At 36.2% G+C, this 24,733-nt stretch carries 20 protein-coding genes and 1 riboswitch; of the genes, 3 read left to right on the forward strand and 17 right to left on the reverse strand.

Going from position 1 to position 24,733, the window contains the following annotated elements; all coding sequences use genetic code 11:
• Window positions 1–31 precede the first annotated feature (31 nt).
• Window positions 32–1,393: an adenosylmethionine--8-amino-7-oxononanoate transaminase gene (gene bioA / locus ACZLO7_RS19460; RefSeq protein ID WP_464939589.1), complete on the reverse strand. Its 1,362-nt coding sequence runs from the start codon at window positions 1,391–1,393 to the stop codon at window positions 32–34.
• Complete coding sequence (gene bioD / locus ACZLO7_RS19465; protein WP_464939588.1) at window positions 1,383–2,063, reverse strand: dethiobiotin synthase; 681 nt, start codon at window positions 2,061–2,063, stop codon at window positions 1,383–1,385. The genes bioA and bioD overlap by 11 nt, the downstream gene beginning before the upstream one ends.
• Window positions 2,064–2,387: 324 nt before the next feature.
• Here bioD and ACZLO7_RS19470 point away from each other — a divergent pair, with 324 nt between their 5' ends.
• Window positions 2,388–2,819, forward strand: coding sequence for a hypothetical protein (locus ACZLO7_RS19470; protein WP_464939587.1), 432 nt, complete (start codon window positions 2,388–2,390; stop codon window positions 2,817–2,819).
• A gap of 480 nt (window positions 2,820–3,299) precedes the next feature.
• Here the strand turns inward: ACZLO7_RS19470 and ACZLO7_RS19475 are convergent, their stop codons facing one another.
• The 4 genes from ACZLO7_RS19475 to ACZLO7_RS19490 all read right to left on the reverse strand — a co-directional run bounded on the left by ACZLO7_RS19475 (window position 3,300) and on the right by ACZLO7_RS19490 (window position 9,025).
• Complete coding sequence (locus ACZLO7_RS19475) at window positions 3,300–6,230, reverse strand: toxin-antitoxin system YwqK family antitoxin (RefSeq protein WP_464939586.1); 2,931 nt, start codon at window positions 6,228–6,230, stop codon at window positions 3,300–3,302.
• A 633-nt stretch (window positions 6,231–6,863) separates the two neighbouring features.
• The gene (locus tag ACZLO7_RS19480) at window positions 6,864–8,111 is read right to left on the reverse strand and encodes a hypothetical protein (RefSeq protein ID WP_464939585.1); all 1,248 of its coding nucleotides are present in this window, start codon (window positions 8,109–8,111) and stop codon (window positions 6,864–6,866) included.
• Between the two features lie 177 nt (window positions 8,112–8,288).
• On the reverse strand, window positions 8,289–8,579 hold the full coding sequence (locus ACZLO7_RS19485; protein WP_427753271.1) for a DUF2653 family protein: 291 nt from the start codon (window positions 8,577–8,579) through the stop codon (window positions 8,289–8,291).
• The gene (locus tag ACZLO7_RS19490; RefSeq protein ID WP_464939584.1) at window positions 8,567–9,025 is read right to left on the reverse strand and encodes a hypothetical protein; all 459 of its coding nucleotides are present in this window, start codon (window positions 9,023–9,025) and stop codon (window positions 8,567–8,569) included. The genes ACZLO7_RS19485 and ACZLO7_RS19490 overlap by 13 nt, the downstream gene beginning before the upstream one ends.
• Window positions 9,026–9,363: 338 nt before the next feature.
• On the opposite strand from ACZLO7_RS19490, the gene ACZLO7_RS19495 reads away from it, so the two are divergent.
• The gene (locus ACZLO7_RS19495; protein WP_464939583.1) at window positions 9,364–9,681 is read left to right on the forward strand and encodes a YflT domain-containing protein; all 318 of its coding nucleotides are present in this window, start codon (window positions 9,364–9,366) and stop codon (window positions 9,679–9,681) included.
• A gap of 58 nt (window positions 9,682–9,739) precedes the next feature.
• Here ACZLO7_RS19495 and ACZLO7_RS19500 read toward each other — a convergent pair whose 3' ends face one another.
• Window positions 9,740–10,723, reverse strand: coding sequence for a methyl-accepting chemotaxis protein (locus ACZLO7_RS19500; protein ID WP_464939582.1), 984 nt, complete (start codon window positions 10,721–10,723; stop codon window positions 9,740–9,742).
• Window positions 10,724–10,734: 11 nt separating this feature from the next.
• Window positions 10,735–11,871, reverse strand: a complete 1,137-nt coding sequence (locus tag ACZLO7_RS19505; RefSeq protein WP_464939581.1) for an FIST signal transduction protein — start codon at window positions 11,869–11,871, stop codon at window positions 10,735–10,737.
• Between the two features lie 204 nt (window positions 11,872–12,075).
• On the opposite strand from ACZLO7_RS19505, the gene ACZLO7_RS19510 reads away from it, so the two are divergent.
• The gene (locus ACZLO7_RS19510; RefSeq protein WP_464939580.1) at window positions 12,076–13,212 is read left to right on the forward strand and encodes an MFS transporter; all 1,137 of its coding nucleotides are present in this window, start codon (window positions 12,076–12,078) and stop codon (window positions 13,210–13,212) included.
• A gap of 135 nt (window positions 13,213–13,347) precedes the next feature.
• Here ACZLO7_RS19510 and ACZLO7_RS19515 read toward each other — a convergent pair whose 3' ends face one another.
• The 9 genes from ACZLO7_RS19515 to ACZLO7_RS19555 all read right to left on the reverse strand — a co-directional run bounded on the left by ACZLO7_RS19515 (window position 13,348) and on the right by ACZLO7_RS19555 (window position 24,005).
• A complete protein-coding gene (locus ACZLO7_RS19515; protein ID WP_464939606.1) occupies window positions 13,348–14,115 on the reverse strand; it encodes a TatD family hydrolase in 768 nt (255 codons plus the stop codon).
• Window positions 14,116–14,120: 5 nt separating this feature from the next.
• Window positions 14,121–14,867 (reverse strand): ABC transporter ATP-binding protein, encoded by a 747-nt coding sequence (locus ACZLO7_RS19520; RefSeq protein ID WP_464939579.1) that lies wholly within the window; start codon window positions 14,865–14,867, stop codon window positions 14,121–14,123.
• A 5-nt stretch (window positions 14,868–14,872) separates the two neighbouring features.
• Window positions 14,873–15,625 (reverse strand): ABC transporter permease, encoded by a 753-nt coding sequence (locus ACZLO7_RS19525; RefSeq protein ID WP_464939578.1) that lies wholly within the window; start codon window positions 15,623–15,625, stop codon window positions 14,873–14,875.
• Entirely contained in the window at window positions 15,625–15,915 is a 291-nt protein-coding gene (locus ACZLO7_RS19530; protein ID WP_464939577.1) for a thiamine-binding protein, read from the reverse strand. The genes ACZLO7_RS19525 and ACZLO7_RS19530 overlap by 1 nt, the downstream gene beginning before the upstream one ends.
• 13 nt (window positions 15,916–15,928) lie before the next feature.
• Complete coding sequence (locus tag ACZLO7_RS19535) at window positions 15,929–16,921, reverse strand: ABC transporter substrate-binding protein (protein ID WP_464939576.1); 993 nt, start codon at window positions 16,919–16,921, stop codon at window positions 15,929–15,931.
• Window positions 16,922–17,025: 104 nt separating this feature from the next.
• Window positions 17,026–17,135, reverse strand: a riboswitch (TPP riboswitch).
• A 169-nt stretch (window positions 17,136–17,304) separates the two neighbouring features.
• Entirely contained in the window at window positions 17,305–17,451 is a 147-nt protein-coding gene (locus ACZLO7_RS19540; protein WP_464939575.1) for a hypothetical protein, read from the reverse strand.
• A gap of 115 nt (window positions 17,452–17,566) precedes the next feature.
• Entirely contained in the window at window positions 17,567–18,298 is a 732-nt protein-coding gene (locus tag ACZLO7_RS19545) for a YybI family spore inner coat protein (protein WP_464939605.1), read from the reverse strand.
• A gap of 921 nt (window positions 18,299–19,219) precedes the next feature.
• Window positions 19,220–19,456, reverse strand: coding sequence for a hypothetical protein (locus tag ACZLO7_RS19550; protein WP_464939574.1), 237 nt, complete (start codon window positions 19,454–19,456; stop codon window positions 19,220–19,222).
• A 163-nt stretch (window positions 19,457–19,619) separates the two neighbouring features.
• Window positions 19,620–24,005, reverse strand: coding sequence for a S8 family serine peptidase (locus ACZLO7_RS19555; protein WP_464939573.1), 4,386 nt, complete (start codon window positions 24,003–24,005; stop codon window positions 19,620–19,622).
• Window positions 24,006–24,733 lie beyond the last annotated feature (728 nt).

Genomic DNA, 24,733 nt, shown 5'->3' on the forward strand with positions numbered 1-24,733 from the left:
TGTAAGCGATAAGGTTCGTGATGTTTTCAATTTATTCGCACCTTTCTTTAAAAAATTGGTCGATGACTTCCTTCGTTGTTTCAATCATCCATTTGATTTCGTCTTCCGAAATGACATATGGTGGCATGAAATAAATAATATGATCAAGCGGACGGATTAGGAGCCCTTTTTCTAGTGCACGCTGATAAATTTGATAGCCGATGCGCTCTTCACTTGGGAATTGCGCCTTCGTCTCTTTATTCATGACTAATTCAACTGCACCAACAAAGCCAGTTTGACGGTATTCACCTACATAAGGTAAATGATCAAATGCTTCATGTGCTAATTTTTTTAATAATTGTTGTTTGGGTGCTAACTTAGTCAACACTTGTTCTTCTTCAAAAATTGTCAGTACTTCCTCTGCTACACGTAGGGCGAGCGGGTTACCTGTATAACTATGCGAATGTAAGAATGCCTTCATCGTTCCGTAGTCGTCATAAAAGGCGTTATACACTTCATTCGTTGTCAGTACAGCAGAGAGGGGCAAGTACCCGCCCGTAATTCCTTTTGATAAACATAAAAAATCCGGTGTAATATCAGCTTGCTCACAAGCGAACAATGTACCAGTACGGCCAAAGCCAACCGCCACCTCATCTGCAATGAGATGCACATCGTATTTATCGCATAATACTCTTAATTTTTCCAAAAAAACTGCTGGATACATCTTCATACCTGCTGCTGCTTGAATTAATGGCTCAATAATGGCCGCGGAAATTGAATCGCCATGTTGTTTCAATTGTTCTTCTACGTACTGTGTACAAGGGGCGTTACAGGTCGCGGATGACTCGCCAAAAGGACAGCGGAAACAATCCGGCCCCTGTGTCTGTACAACATTTAATAACAGAGGAGCATATACTTCGTTGTATAAATCGACCCCACCAACAGATAAGGCACCGAGTGTTTCGCCATGATAGGCATTTGTAAACGCTAAAAAACGTTTTTTCTTTGGCTGATTCGTTTGGGCACGGTACTGAAAGCTCATTTTTAACGCGACTTCAATTGCGGCGGATCCGTTATCGGCAAAAAACACCTTTTCCAAACCTTTTGGTGTCAATGCAACGAGTTTCTCTGCCACATGAATAGCAGGCACATGGGTAAAATTCGCAAAAATGACGTGCTCCAATTTTTGCGCTTGCTCAGCTAAAGCTCGGCTAATCCGCTTATTCGTATGCCCAAATAAATTGACCCACCACGATGAAACCGCATCTAAATAGCGATTACCTTGTTTATCGTACAACCACACCCCCTCGCCACGTTCTATCACAATCGGCGGAAAGGATTCATAGTCTTTCATTTGTGAGCAAGGATGCCAAATATGTTTAAGATCAAGCGCTTGAAGTTCTTTATATGTCATGGGTCATCAACCTTTCAAAAACCGATTCATCATCGAAGCTTTCAATCGTACGATTAGCCTCGATGACCAATGTTGGCACATCGATAAATTTTCGAATTGTGTCGATATTATTTTTTTCTAATGCACTCTGTTCGAATTGGTTGAACACAATGCCTAGTAAACCAATATTCCGCGCCTTCAGTACCTCAGCAGATAACAGAGTGTGATTGATCGTACCAAGCTTCGTATTTGCTACGAGTATGACAGGTAGTGCCGATTGCTGAATGACATCAAGCAATGTCAAAGTAGTATCCGATTGAAGTGGCACATACAATCCCCCAGCCCCCTCACAAATAACCGTGTCATATTCTAGTTTTAGCATATCAATTGCTTTTAGAAGCCTGTCTTCTTTAATTGTTTCTCCTTCAAGCTCAGCGGCATAATGCGGTGATGCAGGAATCGAGAAAGAGTATGTATTCAGTGCCTCTTCGACTAAAGGTTGTAAGCTATAGTCTAAATAGCTTGTTGTGTCGTGATAATAATAGCGACCTTTATCCGAGACTTCCCCCGTTTGTACAGGTTTGTATGGTATTACTTTATGTCCCTGCTTCTGGAGATAACGCATGAATAATGTTGTGATAAATGTTTTCCCAACATCTGTGTCAGTACCAACTACCCAAAAATGTTGCAATGAATCTCCCTCATTTACGTGTTTTTTTAAAGGTAAATTAAAAATGTGTTAACCTTTAATTTAAAACAGGTTAACACAAATGGAGTTTCACGTAAATGATTTAATCAAAATCTTCTCTTTCATTTTTAGCAGCTATTTCTGGTATTAGCCTGATAGGCATTCGGCAATAACTCTATTCGAAGAATATTAATATCATATATTTCCGATATAGAAGGTTTTCTTCTCATATGAACATTTTCTAATTATTGGGATGCTAACTTACAGTTATAATTTCATCCTTTTTTGGAAAGTATGTATTTATCAATGAAAGAAGGATGATAAATTATGATTAAGAAGCTTTTCGCCATTTTACTAATAGGTTCAATTTCTTTTTTCGCCGGTTCGTATTATACAATGAACAATTCTCCAAATAAGCTCCTTGATTGGAACAAGGAATCAATATTCAAAGATAGTGTTGAATTAATTTCTATTCTTCCCCAAAACCTAGAAATCGTATTTGATGAGTTCAAGATCATCATATCCGACTCAATTGACTTCGTTGATGATAAGATAGGAAACTTACTAAATAAAGAAAAAGATGAAATTAAAAGTGATATAGTAGAAAATCAGGATGACCATAATAACCCTTTACTTGGTCCTACCGAAGAATTACAACAAGTAAATCTTGATCATGATTTTAAAGAAAATAAACTAATGAATACGATAGCAGAAAGCTACTTAAGTATTCCTCAAGAAATTTTAAGTGAAGAATATTGATTAATTTAAGGGAACACTCCGATTGATTAAATAATTTAGAAGATTTGTCGCTCAAAGCACTTTATTTGTTGATGGAACACTTTTTCTTTCTAAATATTCACATCCTAAATCAAGAGTTTTCATTATTAATTTATTTACAAATAAATCAAGAGCCCATAATTTCTAATGAAATTATGGGCTCTATGTCCAAGCAGCAACAGTTGGTATTGCGATAGTATCACCTACTTTCATATTAATTCTCCCTTCACTCTTAAAATGCCTTTAGATGCTATTAACTTCTAAAACTCATGAATCTCCCCCGTAGTTAAAAAGCCCCCATGCACAAGTACATGAGAACTAGAATTCAAAATAATAATATTTATTAAAAAAGAGAATCCAGAAGCTATGAAACAAAAAAACTCCCATCTTCCGAAGAAGATAGGAGTCTTTGAATCCGTTCACCCAATAAGGTTTTAAAAAGGATTTAATAAAAAGTTATAATTAACGAGTTGTAGTAACTTTGATTTCTGCTTTTTGGTCATTCCCTGCAGCATCTTCAACTTTGTCTTTAGCTACTACTGTTTCAAGTGTTACAACTTTAGTAATGTCAAAGTTTACAGGTTTTGCTTCTGTCTTTTCATCAACGATTACTGCATCTTTAGCATAGAATTTGTTTGCACCGATTGCATCTCCAGCTTTTACTGTGTAAGCTGTACCATTTTCTGCATAGAATCCATCTGCTGTTGCTTTAACTTCTTCAACGCCATTTGCTGGGTCTGCTACAACGATTACTGAATCTTTAGCATAGAATTTGTTTGCACCGATTGCATCTCCAGCTTTTACTGTGTAGGCTGTTCCATCTGCTGCATAGAAACCGTCTGCTGTTGCTTTAACTGCTGGAGTTGTAGCATTTACAGATTTTTGTGCTTCTACGATTAAAGTTTTACCTGTTACACTCTTAATTTCTGCTTTAGTAACAGTTACTTCTTTACCGTCTTCAGTAAATTTGAATGCAGAAACTACATCTCCAGTTAATGATGAACTTAATGCTTCATCATAAGCTAATACAAATGTTTTACCATCTGCTAATAGTTGGGCAGATTGTAATTTAGGAGCTATGTTATCTTTAACATCTACAGTACCAGTGTAAGATTTCACTGTTTTTGAACCCGCAATATTTTTAACGTTAGCTACTGTGAATACAGATGCTTTATCGTCTTTTGCAATTGATTCTGCTGGTAAAGTAATTGTTGCCACTTTTTGATCTTTATCAAGAGTAATAGTAGTACCATTTAGAGCTTGAAGTGGTTTACCGCCTAAAGTATAGTTTGCAAGGTCAGTTGCTGAACCAGCTACTGCTCCGCCTTTTACTGCTTCTGGGAATGTTACAGTAATAACATTAGATGATGCTTCAGCTTTTGTTACTACAAATTCAGTAGCTTGTTGACTTTGACCGAAATCGATTGTGTAGTTGAATGCTACTGATTTGTTGTTAGCTTCAGCTTGGTCAGTTACTAAGTCAGATTTGAATGAGATAGCATATTGACCTGAAATAGCTTCAGCAGTTGCTGCTTTAAATACTAATTTTTTATCTCCAGCTTTTACTTCTTTAGATTTGAAGTTTGCAAATGTATCTGTATCAAGAACACCGTTTGCATTAACGATTGAAGCTGCTGCACCGTGTACTGTAGTATCTGTTGCTACAGAGCCAGCTTTTAAACCTTCGCTAAAGTTAATTTCGATTGATTCAACTTTACCATCTTTATCTTTAACTACGTTGTAGCCAGTTGCTACTGGTTTAACTGCGTCTTTTGTTAAAGTTACTTTTAGTACTGAATCAGTTGTTTTATTGCCTAATTTATCTTCCATATCCTTAGGTAATACTACGCTGAATGTACGGCTATCTTTATTTTTGAAAATATCTTCTGTAACAGTAATTTTGAATTGTGTATCCTTTGAACCTTCTACTACTGCTACACCGCTAACTTTAACATCTGCTAGAGCTTCATCTTTAACTGTGATATTAGCTACTTTAGCTACATTCATTGCTTTACTGAATGTTACTAAAATTTCTTTATCGCTAGCACCCGCTGAAACTGTTGAAGATGGAATTGCTGCATCTACTGATACTGTGAAGTTAGCTGAAATTGATACTACTTTGTTACCAGCTGTATCTTCTGCATTGATTACTTCTAAAGTATGTGCTTTACCTGCTTCAAGATTTAAGCCTGTTAATTCTAATTTATCAGAAGTACCTGTGAATGAAGTTACTGCAACATAATCACCATCAACTTTAACTAGTACGCCAGCTTTTACTGGTTCTGATAATTGGATAGTTGCAGTTTTTGCTACTGTACCGTTTGTTTGAGCTTCAACGCTTAAAATTGAAGGAGCTACTTTATCTTCAAAAGTAATTTTGCTTACGAATTTTTCAGTAGATACTTTAGCATCTGCTTTTGTTTTGATTGCGTTAACTACTACAGTAGCATCTGTAACTTTAATAGCAGTAGTTGTAGTTAAAGTTAACGTTTTACCATCTTCTGATAATTTACCAGCAGAAAGTGAAACACCCTCAATTGTTACTACGCCCGCTTTTTCAGCTTCAGTTTTATCTACTGATTTGTTAAATTTAACTTCAACAGTTGTACCGTTAATCGCTTCTACAGCTTTAACTTTAGCACCAACTTCAATACCGTTTTCGAATGCGCGTTCAACGCCTTCTACTGTGTAAGTGTCGTTAGCAAGTGCTGCGTCGAAGTAGAATTTTTTGTCAAATTCAACTAAACCTTTGTTTAAAGCTGCATCTTTATAAAGTTGGTCTTTGAATACTACTAAACCTTTGTTTAATGAACCATCTTTGTAAAGTTGGTCTTTGTAAAGTTCTAAACCTTTGCTTAGGTTACCAGAAATGTAAAGTTGACCTTCGAAGATTCCTGTTGCTGCTTTACCAGTTTTGTAGTATACGCCTTTGTAAAGACCTGTCGCTTTTTTACCAGCTTTGTAATAAGTTTTGTTAACTACGCCAGTGTATGCTTTACCAGTTTTGTAGTATACGTTTTTGTAAGTACCTGTCGCTTTTTTACCAGCTTTGTAATAAGTTTTGTTAGTTACGCCAGTGTATGCTTTACCTGCTTTGTAGTATACAGATTTATAAGTACCTGTCGCTTTTTTACCAGCTTTGTAATAAGTCTTTTTGTAAAGACCAGTGAATTTTTTACCGTCTTTATATAGAGCTTTGTTGTAAGTTTTGTAACCTTTTACAACTTTACCTGTGCTTTTATTTACAAGTTTACCGTTGCTCACCTTTACTGAAGTTGAGTTTTTTGCGAATGCTGTATCTGATCCAGCAGCTGCGAATGCTCCTGTTAATACTGTAGCACCAATGACAAAGGCAGTAGCCGATTTTACTAGTTTAAGTTTGTTGTTTACCATTTTATTCATTCTCCTTTACGTGCGGACTATCTAAAAGTTTTAAAGTCATGTAGTTAATACCGTTAAATATCCTTTAAATTTACTTTACGTAATCCTTATTGACTATATTAACACATATCAAAAGGTATACTTACTATTTTTTTGAGTTTTTTACCATTTTGTTCGTTTTTGATAGTATATTCCTATTAAATTTATATAAATTTCCACATAATGATAAAATAAAACTATACTATTCCAAGATAATTTCCTGTTAAAAATTTATTAAAATCAACTTATTTTCGTAAAATGTTGTTTAAAAATTACTTAAATTGGGTTATAAATAATAAAAATTTACTATAAACCTATTATATCCGCATTTTTAAATAGTTTTAATATTCAATCTATTTAGACTTAAAATATTACCTTTTATTGTATATTTAGGATGTTTTTAATAATATTTTTGCGAATTATGTTAATAAAAAGGATTAACTATAATTATTTCCTTGTTAATTTTTTGAGTTTAATTATTCTAGTAAAACCATTATATGTATCTTTTTATACAAAATCATATAGATTGGTATTCTATACTTCCAGTACATTTACCCATAAAATATAAAAACGTAGCCAGAAGATACTGACTACGTTTCTTATTCTTTATTCTTCTACAATTTCAAAACCAAAATTGGTATCTGCAATATGGAGTGCTGATTCACCTTCAACTGTAATAGAACCGAATAGTTTAATGTTATCAATGCCGAAAATAGTAATGTTATATTTTCCTGCAGTGACTGGTCCTGATATATCAAAGGTAGATACTGTTTTGGCCTTGTTCCATTTAAATGCAGAGATTGTATATAGAACGTCATTTTTTTCTACGTTGATCAAAGGCTTCTTATTATTGACTGCTTGGCTATAGGTTACTTCTAGCGTTTTCGTATCAATAATACGAATAGATTTAATAGTCGTCGCATTTCTAACTAAATCTCCATCTTCGTATAAATTTCCGCCGTATTTGCCATTTGCGATATCTGTATGGTAATAATATTTACCATCAAATTTCGCAATTCCATAATTTTCATCTCTACCATTGTAAAGTCGATCTTCAAATAATGTATATCCTGTATTATAATCTCCATCATTATAAAGGAAATCGTTATATAGGATGAGGCCTTCATTTAAATCTGGTCCATCATATAGTTTCTTCTTATAGGTAGTAAAGCCAACATTCGGTTTTGCGTCAGAATACAATCTATCTTTATATACCGTCTTACTTTTTCTTAAAGTCGCACCGTAATAAAGCTCGCCATCAAAAATTCTAAAGCCACTACTTACTTTTGGCCCGTAATATAATTGGCTTTTATAAATAAGCGCACCTTCATTTAAATATTCCCCGTCGTAAAGTAAGCCATTATAAATTCTAAAGCCTTCATTTGGCCAACCTTCTGGGGTATAAAGTTTGTTTTGATAAACGACATATCTTCCAGGCTCTTTACCAAATTCGTAATAGTACCCTTCTAATAAACCCGTAAAAAGTTGACCGGATTTATAGTATCGTTCACTACCAGCAACCGTGTATCGACCGGTTGCTTTTTTTGCATCTATATAGAGGATTCCTTGATAAAGCTTTTGTTTTTTATAGAGCTTGTTTCCTTTATACAGTTTGCCGTTTTTTACATTATAGCTTTTTACAATCTTTTTCTTAGTTGTAGTTGTTTTTTTCTTAGTTGTAGTTGGCTTTTTTCTCGTTGTTTGAAAGCCTACCTTTGTTTTTTGTAAATTAGTAGAATTGGCAGCTTGAGCGATGTCTGTTTTCGTTAATGTTATTATCGAAGGGATTAATAGTATGGAACAAAGCATAAGCGTTCTAAAACGTTTGGTACGGGTTTTGCTAGTATTCTGCATCGATTTTAAAGCTCCTTCATTTTTATGTATTTAGTTCTTCCACTTCATGTATCATACTTATTTTACCACATTTAAGCCTATTTATTTGAGAAATGATGGTATTTTTGTTTTATTATTAAAACAATATAAAAAACAGCACTGATTTAAAAATCAGTGCTGTTTTTGCTATGTGTTTCATTAATTTACTAAGGCAATAATGCCTTCTTCATCATCTAATACAAGTTCAATCCCTGAAGCAAATGGATCACGGTTTAGGAATTCAGAAATCCATAAACGAACCGCTGCTATTAAACCCGCTTCACTGACTGCTTCGACTTGACCTCTAATGAATGATTCTGCTGAAAAGCCTTCATCATCATCGTAAGCCAATTCAACTTCAACATCTTCTGGCATAACGTTTTTGTTACGAGCTTGGAAAAGACAGATTGCATTGATAATATCTTGTTCTGGAATAATTATCTGTTCCATGGGTTTGCTTCCTCTTTACGTTTTTTTGCTTTTAGCATAGTGAATACTTTACGAACTAATGCGATTAATACGATAATCGCTAGGATATTTACTGCGAATCCTAAAATAGAACCAAGTGCTCCCATGTTACCAAATAGACCGCCGAATAGTAATCCCGCTAGTCCACCAAGCATAAGACCTTTCATAAGGCCGCCCTTCATGAAGCCACCGCCTGATTTTGTAGCTGATGTTCCGTTCTTTGTTTTTGTATCTTGTTTATCTTTTTGAATATTTGAGTTTGTTGGTTGGTTATTGTTATTGTTGTAATTCTTGTTCGTATTGAAACCTTTTTTACCTGATTTATAACCTCTTGCTTCAACAGTTGTTGCTTGATCGTTGAATACAAAGCTTCCGACACTTGAGAATACAAGAGTGGCTGCAAATAAAGCTGCTACTAATTTTTTCAATGTATGACCCTCCGTCAATTTTGGTAGTTTTTCTTTGGTGCAAACCCCACTAAACAGTGTATCATGCACTATCGGATATTTACACTGATATAGGAGCGGTAGCCCATAGAATCACGGATAATTATCGCGATCTACTTTATATACGTGTGGAAGGATAAAAAGTTTCAAAAAGAATCATACAATTAGTTTTCTTCCTTCGAATTATTTTACTTCCTATATATAGTCCCGTTTTAAGTAAATCATTTTATTGTTTACCTCTTAGTCTTTTTCTGCTTTTTGTTTAGACCCTAAAACTCTAGGGTAAAGATTATATATAAATTAAAATCGGAGGGATTCAAATGACATTAAAATTAACCGTAGAAAATGCCGTGCAAGCATTGGAAGAAATCAAAAAATTAGAAATGCAAGGCCGTACTCGAAATGATATCTATGTCTTTGCTCACTTCAAAGAAAGATCTGAAGATATCAATAATACTCTAGATACTGCTGAAGTTGGAATAAAAGAACAAGGTATCTTAAATAGTATGAAAAACATGTTCACTTCACGTGGTGATGAACTACGCAATAAGATGGGGGCTGCCGGCTTAACAAAAGAAGAAGCTGCTAATGCCGAAGAGAAACTAGATCAAGGTAAATTAATTATTATAGCTAACTAATGCATATGAAGAGAACCCCCAATCACGCAATTATGATCGAGGGTTCTTTCTGTTTATATTAAAGCTGGTTATTTTTTAATGCTTCAACTAAGTATTTTACTTGAGAAATATAGGATGTCATATCTGTTGAAATGAAAAATTTATCTTGAGAGAATATGTACAGTTCATCAATTCTTTTCGTTGATTGTTCTGATAGATGGACAATCGCCTCAAGTTCCTTACGGAATGTGATGATTTCGGCCATCGTTTTATCTGTTGCTAGCTTAATACCTGACATACTTGTAAAGAGCTCTTTTTCAGATGTTGCTATTTTCCCGAAAAACTCACTTGTGAAACGTGTCATTTCTTGAGTATGATTGAATTCTTTTGATTTTTCAGCGATAGCTGTTGAAAGAACTGAGACTTTATCAACAATTTCGTTTACTTTTTTATTAACATTTACTAATGCATTTTTACTTTGTTCAGCTAGTTTACGCACTTCGGCAGCTACTACAGCAAAACCTTTACCATGTTCCCCTGCTCTTGCCGCTTCAATCGAGGCGTTTAGAGCTAGTAAATTCGTTTGGTCTGCTATTCCTGCTATTATATTGGTAATAGCTATAATGTCATTTGTTTCTCGCTGTACTTCGACGATGGATTTTTCGAAATTAGTAAATACTTCTTTGACATAATCCATTTGAGCATCGAGCTTGTCCATATTTTCATGACCTTCAGTTACTAAGCGAATATTTTCCTCGCCTTGTGCTTCCACTGTAGCTGTAATACTATGTATGTTTTGCGCTTCTTCAATAATTCTTTGGATATTATCACTTGAGATAATTAAAGCTGTTCTGCCCTCTTCCACAGTACTTTTGACATCTGTAATACGCTCGATAAATACACTGTCTCCTTTCCCGTTTTTTTCATTGGATGATTTTAATAATGTGATTAGATCAAGTAACCCTTCGATCATTAATTCTTTTTCTTTTTTCGTTAAACCGGCAATTTCTTCCACTATAACATCAGACTGTTCGTCCTTTTGTTTGAAAAAGCTTTTAAGCATGCAAAACACTCCTATCTTTTCTTCCCTAAACCTAAAAGTACTAGTGTTTGATTAACAAGGGATTTGTTGAATTGTTCACCGTAACTGCAGAATCCTCCTAGACTAGGCAATTTCTCAAGTTCTCGATTTAAATCAGGAAATAGACCGTGACTTTGAAATTGTAATTTTCTTAGAATGCAGTTAAAGGCCAGAACGCCCTCTAATTTGGTAAATTCGGACTTTAATATATGTATCGTTTGTTGTAAAGTTTCAACTGGGTTTTTTGGTTCTAATATCTCAACAATTGAATCTTGGAAAACTTGGCAATAAAATTGGATCGCACCATTCGGTAGAACCTGGAAAGGCGAAGCAATAAAAATTTCATCGTTAAATCTTCTACCTAGTGGGTTTGTCATAAAATATTGATCTAATTCATTTTCTCTTATACCTACTAGATTTGCATAGACTGACGTTGCCATTTTGCCATCTAATTCGTAGACAATTCGTTGTTCAGTGTCGACTTTTGTGACTTTCATCGATTTCCCTGAGCTAGTAAAAATATTTTCCTTCAGCATGACAAAATCGACAGTGGGTTTCATAAAGATAACGATGCCACCCCTACTTGATACGTCTCCATTTAAACTCACAAAAGTTTCGATGAACTCCGCATCATCTCCAGCAGTTGCGCCAAATACAGGGAATCCCTCATGAGAGAAAATTGAATTGACAATTGATAGCATCTTTTCTTCTGCGGCAATTAATCCATTCGGGAATACTAATGCTACCCCTTCTTTTTCAAGTGTTTGACTAGTAAGATTAATACCTATATGTTTTGCTGCGGAAATTAAATCATTACGAGAGAATACAGGGTATTTCGAAATATCGTTCATCAAAACAGTACTTATTTGCCCAATATTCTTTGCAAAGCTCATTGCTACGAGACCATTTTCTAAAAAGCCAGATGGCCCAATTTCACCTGTCGTCGTTAAGCCGACAACTTCACTATTTGGATATTGCGCGTTAAATAGTGCTGTTATTTCTTGAAATTGGTGTGTCGTGCTTGTGAAAAATAATAGTAATGCAGGTTCAGTATGTAGTTTACTCGTAACTTCTTTGACAGCTTCTACTGTATTTTGTTGCTTGGTAGAATTGGAACATATTAATTCCATAGTAACACCTCTAGTTTATCGTGATAGTTAGTTCGAAATACGATTAATTATAGAAAGTAGTCCTTTCTTACAATCTATTATAACATGTGTATGAGTTTTTTTACTTAATATCCCTTTTTTCATTCCCAAAACTTTCAAAATTTTGGGTGATTGGCATTGATAAGCTATAATATATAGATAATTTAATTGTTGGAGATGTTTTTAATGAAAAAATTTATATATGTCATTGTGTTCTTTTCGTTCTTCGATTTGTTTACACAACTACCTGTCATGAGTACATTTGCTGAATCGCTTGGAGCCTCGGCTTTTCTAACAGGCTTGGCGGTTGGTATGTATTCTTTGTCAAATACATTTGGTAACATCATTTCGGGGTTTTTAACGGATCGCAAAGGTCCCTATACAATCTTGATCGTAGGATTATTCACTACTGGTCTTTCTTTGTTGCTTTATATGTTAGCGGATGCTCCGTTAATGCTCTTAGTTGTTCGCTTTATCCACGGCTTAGTAGCAGGATTAATCGTTCCAGCAGCATTTACTTTTTTAGCAAATGAAACGGAACAAGAAAAACGTGGTAAGAGCAGTGCAATATCAGGAGCATTTATAGGTATTGCCGCCATTACTGGTCCTGCATTTAGTGGAATTTTAGCTAGTCGGACAAGCGTTCCATTTGTTTTTAATATTACGGCTGTCTGCATGCTAGTGCTCGCCATTTTTGCTACCTTTATTTTAAAAGCAACTCAAATAAAAAAAGATTCATCTACTAGTGTCCACGTCCCAATTCGAGCCTTTTTCAAAAACGCCGGCACACTTAAAGCTTTCTCTGGCGCATTTTTCCTTATGTTTTCCCAAGGAGCCATCGCTTACTTGTTACCTTTAAAGGTACAAGAATTAGGTTTTGATTCACGAGTGAGTGGGACGTTAATGAGTACATTTGGCATTGTAGCTGTTCTTGTATTCTTATCACCTACTAATAGAATCTTTGATAAAGTTAAGCCGATTAAAACGCTAGCGCTTGGCATTAGCTTAATGGGTTTAAGTCAACTATTAATTAGTCAAGCGGACACAAGTACGTTGCTTTACATTGCAATGGCTTGCTATGGCTTTGGTTTCGCATTCTTATTCCCTTCATTAAATTCGTTGCTGATTGATTCGACAACTGTTGAGGTCCGAGGCAAAGCTTATGGTTACTTCTATGCGTTCTTCTCATTAGGTGTAGTTGTAGGATCTTCACTTCTAGGTTGGTTGTCATTTGGCATCACAGGCTGCTTCGTATTTACCGGAATCTTGCTACTGTGCTTTGCTTGTGTAACTTTATTAAATAGAAAAGCTGCTATAGCTTAAAGATCATCCAGAGATTTAATATCTCTGGCTTTTTTTGTGGTGTTTGTTGCTTAGCTAGATAGTGACCTCAATATCAAAATAAAATCCCCTTTGCCCGAAGACAAAGAGGATTTTATTATTAAGGTGAGTGATTTGCTAGCACTTCAAGCGATAAAACTTCTGTGTATTTTCATATAAGGTAGCAGCAACTTCTTCAAATGCTTGCTGTTTAATCGTAGCAATCTTTTCAATAGAAGCTCTTATCATGATTGGATGTGTCATCTTACCAGAGAAAATCCCTTTAAATGGCCAAGGCCCATCTGTTTCTACCATCATTTGCTCTAAGGGATATTCCTTTACGAGCTGTTGAATTTCCTTTTCATACAATACATCTGGTGTTATGGAGATGAAATATCCATTTGCAATCATTCGTTTAACTACATATATATCCCCTTTAAACCAATGAAAATGCGCGGAGGTTACTTTATATTTTTCTAAAAGATCACAAACTGTGTGTGCATCTTCATAAACAGCATGCAGAATAATCGGTTTATCCATCTCAGCTGCAAGTGCAATGAACTTTTCAAGTAAGTTTATATATGGTTGATACGGGAGTGCTTTTTCTTGCTTCAAATAATAAGGTAGACCAACTTCACCAATTGCAACCATCTCTTCGATATGTTCTCTTATCCATTCAAACAATTGAACTTGCTCTCTATCCTCTAACATTACTTGTTCAGGATGAAAGCCAAATGCAGGAAGAATCCGCTTATCATGTTGGGCTAATTTTAAATTGACCTTACTCGATGCTAAGTGAGTAGATACTGCTATTAGATGTGACACATTAAATTGAGCCATTTCGTTTAATAGTATTTCTCGCTGCTCTTCGCTATATTGATCAAAATGAATATGAGCATCAATCATCAATTTTAGTCACCTACCTCAATTTCATCCTTCAACATATTAAAAAGTTTCTGTTTGAGTTGAAAGAATTCATTTGAATTTATGAGGCTTTCTTCTCTCGGTCTTACAAAAGGAACTTTTATCTCTTCTTTTATTGTAGCAGGGCGCTTTGTTAGTATATAAATTCGATCCGCTAAAAAAATTGCTTCTTCAATACTATGGGTGACGAATAGTACGGATTTTCGATTCTCTTCCCATACAGAAAGGAGCCACTTTTGCATTTCAATTCTTGTAAATTCATCTAAAGCTGAAAATGGTTCATCTAGACATAATAAGTTTTGTTTACTGAGTAACGCTCTTATAAAAGCTACTCGCTGCTTCATACCACCTGATAATTCTATTGGGTAGGCATTCTGAAAATCTCGTAATCCAACTTTCTCTAGCCATTCACTTGCTTCTTCGTAATTCGGTTTACCGGTTAACTCTTGCATAAGTACGACATTGTCAATGACGGTTCTCCAAGGCAACAGTGAAGGTTGCTGAGGCATATAGCCGATTAACCCTTTTTGGCCATGAACGGTTTTGTCATTCAAAGAAATAGTCCCTTCGTCTGGTGTAGCAATTCCTCCAATTAAGTTAAAAATGGTGCTCTTACCACTCCCTGAAGGTCCAAGTAATACAACAAATTCACCATCCTCTACATGTATAGAAATATCATGTAAAACTTGAGTTGTTCCATAAGCCTTTTCAATATGGTCCATTTTAAGTAACATTGAATTCACCTCTCTAGTTTGCCTTTAATTACTCTTCTTTCAATCAACCGTAGCAAACCAAATACGAGGACACTTAAAAGCATGATGGTGAAAATAGCTACAAACACACGATCTGTACGGAACGAAGACTGAGATAAAGTCATGTATACACCAATCCCCTTTTTAGCACCTAACCATTCAGATATAACTGCCCCCATGACACTATAAGTCGCTGAGATTTTCAGCCCAGAAAATAATGAAGGAAGTGAATGTGGTAATTCTAGCTTCCAAAATAATTGGCTTTTCGAAGCTCCTGCCATTTCCATATAGTATTTGAGCTCTGGAGCTGTATTTTTAAAGCCATCTAATGCAGCTACAACTATTGGGAAAAAGCAGACTAAACCTATAATGATCAGTTTTGGTAATAAACCAAAACCGAACCAAATAATTAGAAGAGGTGCTAAAACAATGATTGGAATATTTTGCGATAGAATAAGTAACGGATATACAAGCTTTTGAACTTTCGGCAACATATGTAGAGATACCGCTATGATAAACCCTACAAGGCTTCCAATTGTAAGTCCTAAAATCGCTAACTGAATTGTTGCAAGAATATCAGTTGAAATTGTAGGGATCGCTTTGATTGCTTCAGAAAAAATAGCTGTCGGAGCAGGCAGCAACCAGCCCGGAACTTCCTTGAATCTAACAATCAGTTCCCAACAACCTAAAATGAAAAGGAGCAGAAAAAACGCTCCTCCTTTTTCCCGTATCCATTTCATTATCTGTATTTCTCCGTTAAAGTCCCAAGTGTAATACCTGTTGGTTGATATAGTATTTTCACTTGTGTAATAACATTTACGCTACCTAGTTCGATCATTTTTTCATTCATTTTTTGGATAATTTCTAGTAGTTCAGAAAGTTCGCCCTCCATTGTTGTTTCAAGTGGATGCACTTCATAATTCACACCAGCATCGTCGATAATTTTGATTGCTGCATCTACAAAAGGAATAACATCCTCGTATGTTTTTGTTTTTGGAATGATTTGTACACTGATTAATGAATTGGTCATGTCTTTCTCCTCCTTATCGCGGTAAAAATTCGTTTGTGAACGCTTTTTCAGGATCGAATTTTCCTTCTAATATGTTATTTTCACTCATCCATTCTGCATAGTTCTCCCAAACTTCAAGCTTCTGCTCTCCCCATTGTTTTGCATCATCTTGATATTTGTCAGCTAGCCATTTTTGGCTTTTCTTAACTAGTTCTGCATCTAATTCTGGGGCAGCTTTTAGTAAGATATCAGCAGCGGTTTCTGGATCTTTTATAGCAAATTCATATCCTTGTGATGTTGCTTTAGAGAATGCTTTCACCGTTTCTGGATTGCTCTGTATCAGTTTTTCGTTAGTTGTTAGGACAGGAGTGTAGTAATCTAGTTTGTCACTATAGTCTGTTAAGTAGAGCATGTTTAATTTTTCTCCACGCAGTTCCGCTTCAACACCTGTCCATGCGTAGTAAATCCATGCAAAATCTACATCTTTTTTGACCATTGTAAAGAAGTCAGCATCTCCAGCATTAACAATGTCTAGCTTTTTACTATCTGCTTTTTCGATTTTCATAAGAGAATCGAGCATTGCCTTTTCGGTTGGGGAACCCCATCCACCGTAAGTTTTACCTTCAAAATCTTTTGGTGATTTAATATTTTTGTCTATCGGGGATGCGAACCCAGATGTATTATGCTGAATAATCGCTGCGATTGACACGAGTGGAACCCCTTGAACTCTTGCTTGTGTAATCGATTCTTGCGCTGTAATACCGAATTCGGCTTTACCTGATGCTATTAGTTGAGCTGCTCCCGTTTCACCTGGTTGAATTATTTCTACATCCAATCCTTGCTCTTTAAAAAAGCCTTGTTCTTGTGCTACATACAACCCTGTATGATTTGTATTTGGTGTCCAATCTAAAACAACAGTTACTTTTGTTAATGCATTTTTTGAATCTTTTTCATTTCCTTTCGACTCACTTGATTGGCAACCTACTAAAGCCAATAATGCTACAATGAGCAACATACATCTTTTCATTTCCCTTGCCTCCATCTATATTATTTTGACAAGTTCCATGCAAAAAGAAAAACGCCCGGAACTATTCCGGACGTTAACATACATTCTAAAATACAATGATACTCAAGATTTTAGCTGATGTTCCCTCCGCTGGTGTTAACCAGATCAGGTTCTAAGGGTCAGCATCTATCGGATACATTCTCAGCTGGCAACACCAGCCCCCCCACATTCTTGCACATATGAACTTTCTCACCTATTATATCAAAAAAACAAAAGAATCCAATATTTATTTGGAAGTGATATCCTGGATTGGTGGTTTGTTGCGCTTTTTGTGGTGATTGTTGCGCTATCTTTGGTGATTGTTGCGCTAACTCACTTCATTGTTGCGCTATCTCACTCCATTGTTATTTAGCAGAATATTCACGTCTTCTGTACTCTCTAATATCAAAAAACAAAATAATCCAATATTTATTTGGATGTGATATCTGTGGGTTGGTGGTTTGTTGCGCTATTTGTGGTGATTGTTGCGCTAACTCTGGTAATTGTTGCACTAACTCGACTCATTGTTGCGCTAACTCACTCCATTGTTATTTAGCAGAATATTCACGTCTTCTGTACTCTCTAATTACTATATATTAGTTGAAGAAGTATTAACATAAATACCGATTACTTCGTAAGCAAATCTTCACCGAAAATCGATACGGTTTGGCGATCTGGAACGAATTCATGTCCATTCCATTTCAATACAGTTTCCACATATCCTAATCCGTCGGCATGATATCTACCCGCGATTTCTTGGTAAGCCAAAAATTCGTAGGTGCCATCTCTAGCATAATCAATAGGATAGAGTCCGCCAATCGGATCAACCCAGCCTTGAATTGGTTCTTTAAGCGTGCCATCTATATTATAAATTTCAGATAAATATTCTTTTCCTTTATACGTTAAATCTAAGATATATTTTTTCTTTGGATAGGAGCTAGTAACGCTCACTTTGTAATGATCCAGATAATTAACTTCGTATTTTGAAAGCTCATTATAGGCTTCCGAGTCAAATACTTGGCGCATTTGTCCATTCACATATGTAAATACATACGCGAATATTATGCCGCCACTTCCGCCTGAATCTATGACTATCAATATGTCATCTACATGATCTCCTGTATAATCCCCGAGCGATATGGTGGGGTTATAACCCGCATTTTCTTTTAATGGAATTTGTTCGTAAAAATTTGTTTTTTCATTAAAAACAACAAGGGTAATATTCTTCAAATATGGACTTCCTTCGGTTTTCTCACCAGTAAGAAGAATTGTATCAATTAAGCCATCACCCGTAACATCGCCTCTTTTTTTATCTATGACGGTTTGAGCTATCACATGATGTTGCTTCAACTTATTCATAATTTGTTTTCTTTTTTCTAGTAGAGTTTCTTTAGATGGGTATGGTGCATTAAATGACAGCGTTTTATCAAGTGAAATGAGCGCCTGTTCTAAATCTCCTGACTTCATTTGAGCATCCGATAAATAATACCAATAAAAAGGATAATCATTATTCTTCAATAGATTCTTATAATATTCTTCTACCTTTTTGAAATAATATGGGTAAACATCCTTTGCTTTTACAAGTCTATTTCCATTAAAACGATAGACAGCTATTTTATATGCCTCCCCCGTATCGTGGCCCCATATTGCTAACTCATATTTACCATCCGAACCTTTAGTACTCGGCATATCCTCTACTTGTAATTTACTATAGACCATATTATTTGTAGGTATATGGACAAAACCTTTATTTGTCCATTGTAATAGATCTAATCTGGACCATATACTGCCTATTTGCCAACCTACAATTAAGGTATTCATACTTGTATTGACGAGTGGCACAACTACTAACTTCGTTATTCCATATCCGCTTCCTTTGATGTCTGCTAATGGAATCCACTGATTATTGTTGCTCTTTAATATCATAATATAATTTTGACCATGATAATTGTATGCTCCTATCAGCTCTTCTTTATGATCTCCATCTATATCTGCTAGTAGTATCGCTGGCCTTTTCTCAGGTTGTTGCAATTCTAAAATAGTTGCAGTTGGAGGCAAAAATCCCCTCAGTATATTTGCATATTCCTCCAATATTCACCCCACCTTTTAATCTATTATATGCATGCTTCGTTTAGATAATTTGCTTCTCCCTTACACTTTTATTTACCTTTGGAGCATAGTAATATCCCCTGACTCAATAGAATCAGGGGATGCTTTATAGTCATTAAACTTGTGTGAAATTAAGTGTATGTGTGTGACTATACTTGTTCTATTTTTTCATTACCAGCGGTGACCGTGTTGATGCCATGGATGCCATGGATTCCATGGTTGCCATTGCTGCCAAGGACTCCATGGATTCCATGGTTGCCATGGATTCCACTGATTCCATTGATTCCATTGATGACCTGGACGCCAGTTTTGGCCCATGTTCCAATTGTTACCTTGATTCCAATGCTGCCCTCGCCAAAAATTAGAACTTTCGCGTTGCCACTGTCCTCCGTGTAGAGGTTGAACCATTCAATTTCACTCCTTTTCCATTCATTCTTTATAAGATATGTATTAGTGCACAAGATGGTCCGCAATAGTGAATAAAAAAGGAGTCTTTTCTTTTACATTTTCTGCAAGACATTAAAACCCCCTTTCCTAATAATAGAAAAGGGGGTTCATCACTCACTAGCATTTATTTCTCAACATTAATATACAGCTTACCTTTCGCTTCTTGACGCACTTCATTTTTGAAATTGTCAGCAGCTTTTACTTCGATTACTGCTCCTTTTGCTACTGTTCCTGATGGTACTGTCCAATAGCCTACGTAATGACCATCTGCTTGTTCAGACATAGGTAGTTCAGTTGCATTTTGCACTTCGTTATTAACGTTCGTTAAAGGCATATGGATTACGAAAGTAGCTTTCAATCCTGGAGCACTATCAAATTCGATTTTAACGCTTTTACCTGTTTCTAAAGTAAGATCTTCTACTGGTGTTAAGTTTTCAATGACAGGTGCATCGTAATTTGCTGTTATGCTAATTTTCTTTGTTTCTTTATTATTTGCTTTATCACTGGCTACTACTTTGATTTCATTTACACCATTGTCGAGAAGAATGCGTTTTGAAAATTTTCCGTCGACTACTGGTGCGTCTTTTCCATTTACACGAACCCAATCTAGATTCGCATCATCAACAGTACCTTCAACTGTTACTGACTCACGATTTGTTTTATCTCCATCTAGAGGACTTTCGATTTTCAGTTCAGGTTTCACTGTGTCTAAAATAACATTGACGGCTTCAGATTCCCCTACCACTCGATTATCTAAAGTTGCCACTGCTACGAAATCATTCGCACCTTCTAATAATTTAGCTTCGATTGAGAATTTACCATCTGCTCCTACGACAGCAGATCCAACTTCTTTATCATTTTGTTTTAATTTAATCGTTGTTGTTGGTGAAGCTGTTCCTTCAATTTTTGTTGATGCTTGGTTTGTAACAGATTTTGTTGCTGGTGAAGTGATAATTGGACCGTGTACTTCGTAGCTTACACGAGCACGAATCATGTAATTGCCTTCTTCAGCTGGTGATGGCGACCAAGCATCAGAAACACCTTGGTAACTTCGTCCTGCATTTTTTCCGCTTTCATCTGTTGCAAGCCCTGGTGTGTTCGGACTAGCGAATGTTTGGCGATACACCATGTAGAAATCACCTTTTACAATAATATTGTGCTCGCTTAAATCTACAACTGTCCATTCACCATTGCGTAGAGCTGTTGCATCAATTGGGCCTGCAAGTTTCTTACCAGGCGATCCATCTGCTCCAGTTGCGTCCCACACTTCAACTGCGAATGCCGTACCACCTGGAACTGGCCATTCAGTGTCCCAGAATCGGAATACGCCATCTGTAACGATTCCGTTTTCTTTTCCTTCAGGAAGAGACATTTTCACTGCCCAAGCGTTGCCAGCTGCATTAAATGCACGCGCATTTTCAGGAGTACCGTCGTCGTAGCCAATTTCGCCACCTGGGTACGTGTTGAATGGTTTAAGCTCAACATTTTGTGTCGTAGTTTGCTTACCAACTTTAACTGATACTTCTTGGCTATAGTAACCACGAGCGATTACTTTTAATGTGTAGTCTCCTTCATATGCAGTCAATGAATAGTTACCTTCTGCATCTGTAGTAACTGGCGTAATGTTAGCATCTTCAACGAGTAAGGCCGTTACTCCTGCTAAGCCTTCGCCTGTTGATTTATCAGTAATCTTACCACTAACTGTATTTTGTGCAACCTCATTCAATGTGAAGTTTGCAGTCGACGTGCCATCTGCTGTAATAGAAACGGATTGTTGCTTAGAAGTGAATCCATATGCTTCTGCTTTCGCAGTGAATGTTCCTGCAGCAAGTGTTAATGAATACGAACCATCAGCAGGATTTGAATAGACTGATCTTCCAGATTCAAGAATACTTACTTGTGCACCAAGTGGTAAAAGTGTTGGATTCACAACAGCTTCTTCTATCGGTGTTTTTTCTTTTGTAGGCATTACAGGACGAATAGTTTTAGGATCAACCGCTTCTTTCATAGCGTTTTTATCTTGATCCTTTCCTATATTACCTTTGTTATTGCTGTTATTATCGTTAGCGTTATTAGATTTACCATTCGCACCTTTGTTTTTATTCTTGTCTTTAGAAACTTTACCTGTTTGTGAGACATCAACTAGTGCGATGTCATCAATATACCAACCTTCTTTATTTATACTTCCATCTGAGTACGCATTGAATCCGATATAAATACGTTGACCTGCATAAGCTGATAAATCAACTTCTGCATTGGTCCAACCGTTTGAAGCGCCTTGGACCATCATTACTTGTGTCCAATCTTCTCTATCAGTTGAGACAAAGACATGTCCATAATCCCAAGCTCTACCCGATGCGGATTCCTCGAAATTATGCCATTGTTTGAACTGTAAATAAGATTTTCCTTGTGGTAGATCAACTGGAGGCATCTCTAGTGTTGCATTCATTTGGCTGTCGTAGTTACCAGCTAAATTTGTTGCATACACTTTGTCACCAGACGCAGCTTTTCCTGGACCTGACGTCGGTGTTCCCCACTCCCAGCTGTTTTTATTGCCATAAGAAGTCCAACCAGTAGGTTTTGTTTCTAGGTTTTCAGAGTATCCTACTGTAATACCTGATTTTACTTGAATTGCAAATTCATCACTACTTACTTCATTGTTACCAAAGTCGTTGACTGTCCACTTATACTTGAATGAACCTACTTTAATCTTCTCACCTGGGATTGTCACTCCGAATTCCCCTGATTTATAATCCCCTGATTTGTGAGTTGCGGTAATCGATTGCCAAGCTCCTTCTGCATCTTTGTAATTTAACACAACAGATGAAACGCTAATATTGTCAGTTACTGAAGCTGTTAACTCTAAATTCATCCCTGCATATGCTTCTGCAGGACTTTTATGTTTTAATACTGGTGCTTCATTGTCATTACCCTGTTTTGTTACTTGACCTTTTAACGTACCTAGGCCTGTCATTACTGAAGAAACAGCTGCCTGAGCATCTACTAATCCATAACCATATCCATGATTAGGTGTTTGTTTATATTCAGAGTCAGTTAATGGTAGTGCTGTATCCATTAAAACTTGTTCCATTTCGTCAACCGTTATGTTTGCATTTACTTGACGAAGAAGAGCTAATACCCCTGAAACTGCTGGTCCAGCCATTGATGTCCCGTTCCAGCCACCTTCATAGCCACTGCCAGGTACAGTTGATCGGATGTTCACACCAGGCGCTGAAATGTCTGGCTTGATTTGATCATATGGCGATGGTCCACGAAGAGAAAAACTTCCCACTTTGTTATTAATATCAGTTGCTCCAGTTGCAAACGCTTCTGGGTAATTTGCTGGTGCAGCAACAGAACCCGGTCCACCTGGATTTGTTCTAGTTGTGTTCCCTGCAGAAAACTCTGGGAAAATTTCTGCAGCGCGCCAATTGCGTACTACGTCTCGGTACCATTCATCAAGACCTGGACCGCCACCCCAAGAGTTATTCACAATATCTGGAGCCATATCTACTCGTGCATTTCCATTTGCATCAGTCGGTGCTAAAATCCATTGTGCTGCTTCCAGAAGATCCTCATCTGATCCTCCCTCTGAAGTAAATGCTTTTACAGAAATATATTTCGCACCGGGTGCAACCCCAACTTGGTTAGAGCCATTTGGTTCGCTACCAACCATTGTTCCTGTTACGTGCGTACCGTGACCAACGTCATCGTACGGAGTGTTACGTCCTACAGTTGCATCAAACCAGTTGAAGTCATGAGTAACTTGTCCATTTGACGCATTAAAGCCTCGATATTTTTGCTTTAAAGCTGGGTGATCCCATTGCACGCCAGTATCAATACTTGCAACCACTGTTCCTGCCCCATCAATACCTTTTGCCCAAACTTGTGGAGCTTTAACACGTTCTACGTTCCACTCAACATTTGCCGTTTTTGATTTAGGAGCAGGTGTATCTATTGTTTTTGTCGTAAATAATTGACGTTTTTCATTAGGTAATACTTTTTCTACTTCTGCAAATGTCGCCACTTTTTCAGCAATCTCTTTTGTTGCCGTAACAGCCATTCCATTAACGATATAGTAAGATGTGATGTCTTTAGCATTTCCTTTTTTCTCTTCCTGTTCGAGGAATTGCTTGACTGTCTCTTGCGACTCAAGTGAAGTTGCCTTCAAATCTGATACAACTGCAGATCGTTGAAAAAGCTTAGCTTGATGGGCAGTCATTTTATCTGTCTGTGCATCTTTCTTAGCTTCAGCTGCCACCTTATTTGCAGCGGATTTTTCTTTAAATTTGATAAGGAACGTTACCTTTTCGTCATCTTTAAAATTATTGAGTAATCGATCGCTTAGCTTATCTTTCACTAGAGTTGTATTAGAATTTGAATCTCTGAAAGACTGATGAAGCTTACCAGTCGTTTTTGCACTAGCAACATTTGGAGCGACTAAAGAAAATGCCATGAGTACAGATGCAGCGATGCTAAATGCTTTGACAGAACTACTTTTTTTCCTCATCTTCATTCCTCCCCTAATTTTATAAAGATATTTGTTCTTTGCTAAAGCCAATAGTCTTTTAAAGTCACCCTAAAAAGACCAAAGAAAAACACCTTTGCCTCCTTTCCCAAACAGTCATTTTGGTAAACAGAATCAATGGTGCCAAATATCAATCTCTAGTTGTAATTACAACTATATAAGATTACAATTCAAATTTTTGTCATTTTTTATCGATTTTTTTCTCCTTTTTCATAAACACTAACAATTTACCATTCAACCACAGGACTTAAATCACAAAAACACTATTCCTTTTTATTGAAGTAATCAATCGAAAAAGTACAGAAATGTTGATATGACAATATTTATGAGGCATAAGTGAATTTATGTTAAATTTACTGAATTTTCAATTTACATGTAAAACACCTAAATATACCCACAAAATCCAAAGCAGGTTAATAAACCTTCTAGTTTTTCACAATAAATAGGTAGCACTAAATGACTATCACCTTATAAAAATCTCCTACCTTTTCATGATACCAACTTTTTACATAAAACCTTTAAAATATGAGGTTTAGATTATCATTTACAAGCTCTTAATATACTCCTTCTCATTTTTATTAAAATCTAAAATATTGATTCTACCATTTCTATTTAAAGGACTTATATCCTAATAGTAACAAATTGTATTGAGAAGCTTTTCAACACACATTCTTGATTCGTTAACTAGGAAGGTTTAAAACGACATAATA

This window comes from Viridibacillus sp. d25.2 (assembly GCF_055456015.2).

What these genes read in the sequence shown, in the direction of transcription:
- bioA (WP_464939589.1), bottom strand. Translation starts at nt 1,393, where the DNA reads ATGACATATAAAGAACTTCAAGCGCTTGATCTTAAACATATTTGGCAT.
- ACZLO7_RS19470 (WP_464939587.1), top strand. Translation starts at nt 2,388, where the DNA reads ATGATTAAGAAGCTTTTCGCCATTTTACTAATAGGTTCAATTTCTTTT.
- ACZLO7_RS19475 (WP_464939586.1), bottom strand. Translation starts at nt 6,230, where the DNA reads ATGGTAAACAACAAACTTAAACTAGTAAAATCGGCTACTGCCTTTGTC.
- ACZLO7_RS19480 (WP_464939585.1), bottom strand. Translation starts at nt 8,111, where the DNA reads ATGCAGAATACTAGCAAAACCCGTACCAAACGTTTTAGAACGCTTATG.
- ACZLO7_RS19485 (WP_427753271.1), bottom strand. Translation starts at nt 8,579, where the DNA reads ATGGAACAGATAATTATTCCAGAACAAGATATTATCAATGCAATCTGT.
- ACZLO7_RS19495 (WP_464939583.1), top strand. Translation starts at nt 9,364, where the DNA reads ATGACATTAAAATTAACCGTAGAAAATGCCGTGCAAGCATTGGAAGAA.
- ACZLO7_RS19500 (WP_464939582.1), bottom strand. Translation starts at nt 10,723, where the DNA reads ATGCTTAAAAGCTTTTTCAAACAAAAGGACGAACAGTCTGATGTTATA.
- ACZLO7_RS19505 (WP_464939581.1), bottom strand. Translation starts at nt 11,871, where the DNA reads ATGGAATTAATATGTTCCAATTCTACCAAGCAACAAAATACAGTAGAA.
- ACZLO7_RS19510 (WP_464939580.1), top strand. Translation starts at nt 12,076, where the DNA reads ATGAAAAAATTTATATATGTCATTGTGTTCTTTTCGTTCTTCGATTTG.
- ACZLO7_RS19515 (WP_464939606.1), bottom strand. Translation starts at nt 14,115, where the DNA reads ATGATTGATGCTCATATTCATTTTGATCAATATAGCGAAGAGCAGCGA.
- ACZLO7_RS19520 (WP_464939579.1), bottom strand. Translation starts at nt 14,867, where the DNA reads ATGTTACTTAAAATGGACCATATTGAAAAGGCTTATGGAACAACTCAA.
- ACZLO7_RS19525 (WP_464939578.1), bottom strand. Translation starts at nt 15,625, where the DNA reads ATGAAATGGATACGGGAAAAAGGAGGAGCGTTTTTTCTGCTCCTTTTC.
- ACZLO7_RS19530 (WP_464939577.1), bottom strand. Translation starts at nt 15,915, where the DNA reads ATGACCAATTCATTAATCAGTGTACAAATCATTCCAAAAACAAAAACA.
- ACZLO7_RS19535 (WP_464939576.1), bottom strand. Translation starts at nt 16,921, where the DNA reads ATGAAAAGATGTATGTTGCTCATTGTAGCATTATTGGCTTTAGTAGGT.
- ACZLO7_RS19545 (WP_464939605.1), bottom strand. Translation starts at nt 18,298, where the DNA reads ATGAATAAGTTGAAGCAACATCATGTGATAGCTCAAACCGTCATAGAT.
- ACZLO7_RS19550 (WP_464939574.1), bottom strand. Translation starts at nt 19,456, where the DNA reads ATGGTTCAACCTCTACACGGAGGACAGTGGCAACGCGAAAGTTCTAAT.
- ACZLO7_RS19555 (WP_464939573.1), bottom strand. Translation starts at nt 24,005, where the DNA reads ATGAGGAAAAAAAGTAGTTCTGTCAAAGCATTTAGCATCGCTGCATCT.